Below are 3,151 nucleotides of genomic sequence, written 5' to 3'. Positions count from 1 at the left end.
AGATGTGTATAAGAGACAGATTTAGAACTTCAAGTATTGCAACGGACGATCGAAGAAGGATTCACAAAAATCCAGACGTACGATCAAATCGTTCCCTCTATTCGAGATAGTGAAATCAGAAGTGAGATGCGCATCGTCTCACGGGAAGCACATGTCTTGTTCGAGGAGTTATATGAAAGTCCACGCGACGTCAAAAAAGTTCGGGACTTCTTTACGTTCTATCTGGATTCCTTACTGTCGATTTCAGAAAAATATGCCGATTTGGAACGCCGTGGCGCTCAAGTTCAATTGGATACGAAAAATCAATTGATTTCGAACTTGAAAATGATCGGACAAAAATTAAAGCAACAACAAACCTTGTTGCTTGAAGGGGATACCGTTGATTTAGAACGGGAACTCTTAACGATTGAAAAGGTATTGACGCAAGAGACTGAACAACGAAAACAGGAGGAGAGTTACCGACATGACCCATTCTGATAAAGATACATGGCAACAATGGCCTGATGAGCAAGATCAACCGACGATTTCTGATCCGTCGGTCGACTTAAACGTAGCGGAGACACCGCCCAAAATGCCGGCTCGCCCTGTCGAAGAAATGATTCCTTCGGATGTTCCGGCAGAACAACGACAAAAGATTGAACGTCTACTGCAGGTGATCGATCTACAAAAAACGGATGCCGTCATGCAATTCGGGGCGCCCGTTCAGCGTGAACTATCCCAATTCTCTGATCAAGTCTTAAGTGAAGTGAAGATGAAGGACGGCGGGGAAGCAGGGAAATTACTGAGTGACTTAATGCAGCGTGTCCGCCAAATGGATCCAGATACGCTTCAAGAAAAAAAGAGCTTCTGGTCGAACGTGCCGGTCATCGGTCGGGCGAAGAAAAAAGCGGAAACGTATTTCTTGCAATACGAGAAAATGAGCGCTTATCTCGAAGAAGTCGTACACAATCTTGATCGATCAAAATTTGGATTGATGAAAGACATCACGTTACTCGATCAAATGTATCAAAAGAACAAGCGTTATTTTGAGGAATTAAACGTCTATATTGCAGCTGGCGAGACGAAAATCGCTCACGTTCGTCAACATGAAATCGAACCGTTACGAACGGAAGTCGAGGTATCGCGGGATCAAACGAAGTTACAGGAATTGAATGACTTGATTCAATTGACGGATCGTTTTGAAAAGAAAATCCATGATTTAAAATTATCCCGAACAATTAGCTTGCAGATGGCACCGCAAATTCGTGTCATTCAACAAAATAACCAAATTCTAGCGGAAAAAATTGAATCAGCAGTCGTCAATACGATTCCACTTTGGAAGAACCAAGTTGTCCTATCTTTGAGTCTGTCGCGTCAAAAAGCAGCACTTGAAATGCAGAAGGATGTCACCAATACGACGAACCAGTTACTCGAGCAAAATTCGAAGTTGCTGAAGGAATCGTCGATTGAAATTGCGGAAGAAAACGAAAAAGGCATCGTATCCGTCGAATCGTTAAAAGTGGCGCACCAAAACTTGATCGAGACACTGGATGAGACATTACGTATCCAACAAGAAGGAAAACAAAAGCGACGCGACGCAGAGCATGAACTAGAGCGAATGGAGAATGAATTGAAACAAAAAGTCATCGAAGTCGCCTCAAAAAGTAGAGAATTACCGAATCGACCATACTAAGGAACACGACATTTCGTGTTCCTTTCCTTCATGAAAGGAGAGTTTGAATGAATAATGAAGAGAAGCAGTTGAAATGGGATACGACATGGTTATTATTCGCACGGATGATGGCAGACCGTCATTCAAAATGTGCCTCAAAATCCGTTGCCTGTGTCATCGTTAAAGATGAAAAGCCAATTTCGATCGGAATAAACGGAACACCTAGTCAGCATGTGAATTGCAACGAAATTTACTTAAAGCAAGATGGTATTCTCTATACATCACGTCCTGACCACCCGATTGTTGAAGAATCGGTTGAACGAAACGGAACTCTCTTTTATCGGTGCGAAAATCAGGAAGAACACCATGAATGGTCGAAGCAACATGAGATTCATGCTGAAATCAACGCGCTCGGTAAGCTAGCAGCTGATTCGACGAGCGCGCGTCATGCAACAGCTTATGTCACACATAGTCCGTGTCATGCGTGTAGTTTAGCGCTCATCGCTTCTAAAATCGATCGTGTCGTTTATTCGACAGGGTATGAGTATGGGGACGGACTGAACCTGATGCGACAAAGTGGAATCGAAGTCATCCACTTGCCACTCGCAAACAAATATTTTCTTGAAAAAATTTAACGAAAAAGGGTTGTAAACGCTTCCATAGCATTGTATGATGAAATCAAGCATTGCCATGGTAATTATTCACTCTTCCATTCGGACTGATTTTCAATCGAAAATCGGTCCACTTTTTTTAGAAAAGAATTGACAGGACTTGAATAGTTTGGCATGATGACTATAGAATATGACGAAGCGGAACGCCGCATTTTCATACAAAACCAATCAAGGAGCTGGAATGCCAGGTCGTTGAATGAAAAATCCTGACTCACATGAGTCAGGATTTTTTTATGGATGAACAAGTGTCGCTTCCTTGAGGCGTTTAGCACGGATTGCGCATTTTGTGGCGACCGCACCTGAGAGGATCGTCATGAATCGCTGACAGAGGATGTCTGGTTGCGATTGATGTAAAAACAGTTGATGTAATAGTCGGTTGAAGGCGGCGTCTAGCGAAGACAAGTGCCGTTTGATTGCAGTGGGAGACATATCTTGAATTTCCTCTGCTTGGTAGCCAGCATCACTTTGGAAAGCAGAGAGGATGAGAAGCTCTGTTTGCGCATCAGCCAACGTTAGCCCTTGTTCTTGGACATGATGACAAGCCTCACGCAATTCATGAATCAACAAATGTTCCAAAGCATACGACGTATGCATTTGATATGGATCGTACACCTGGACAGCTTGCCGAATTTGATCGCGTGTCACAATTTCGGATACCGTCCATTGATCGAGTGTGCCAACAGCTTCACTGTATAGTTGAGTAAGTGGTCGAATCATCGTTTCTCCTCCTTAAGCATAAATGGACTTCCAGTTTCATCATAATTCATTTAGAAAACGCTTACAATATCTGTTTATTAGTAGTCGTGATGAAATCGTGTCTGCTATGATA

The 3,151-nt window shown here is 42.8% G+C and carries 3 protein-coding genes and 1 pseudogene; 3 read left to right on the top strand and 1 reads right to left on the bottom strand.

The window, feature by feature from the left end; all coding sequences use genetic code 11:
- Positions 1-30: 30 nt before the first annotated feature.
- The 3 genes and pseudogenes from F8N00_RS17295 to F8N00_RS17285 all read left to right on the top strand — a co-directional run.
- Positions 31-477 (top strand): annotated as a pseudogene (locus F8N00_RS17295) (5-bromo-4-chloroindolyl phosphate hydrolysis family protein); the annotation flags it as partial.
- Positions 464-1,672 carry a toxic anion resistance protein gene (locus tag F8N00_RS17290; RefSeq protein ID WP_023468594.1) on the top strand — a complete coding sequence of 403 codons (1,209 nt, stop codon included), beginning with the start codon at positions 464-466 and terminating at the stop codon, positions 1,670-1,672. The pseudogene F8N00_RS17295 and the gene F8N00_RS17290, both read left to right, overlap by 14 nt.
- Positions 1,673-1,719: 47 nt before the next feature.
- Entirely contained in the window at positions 1,720-2,286 is a 567-nt protein-coding gene (locus F8N00_RS17285; RefSeq protein ID WP_421018670.1) for a deoxycytidylate deaminase, read from the top strand.
- A gap of 267 nt (positions 2,287-2,553) precedes the next feature.
- Here F8N00_RS17285 and F8N00_RS17280 read toward each other — a convergent pair whose 3' ends face one another.
- Positions 2,554-3,039 (bottom strand): hypothetical protein, encoded by a 486-nt coding sequence (locus tag F8N00_RS17280; protein ID WP_023468592.1) that lies wholly within the window; start codon positions 3,037-3,039, stop codon positions 2,554-2,556.
- Between the last annotated feature and the right edge of the window lie 112 nt (positions 3,040-3,151).

The sequence above is a fragment of the Exiguobacterium sp. A1_3_1 genome (genome assembly GCF_048985645.1).
Classification (GTDB): domain Bacteria; phylum Bacillota; class Bacilli; order Exiguobacteriales; family Exiguobacteriaceae; genus Exiguobacterium_A; species Exiguobacterium_A indicum.
Note: the sequence above shows the minus strand (reverse complement) of the source record. Positions and strands in the feature narration are given on the sequence as shown.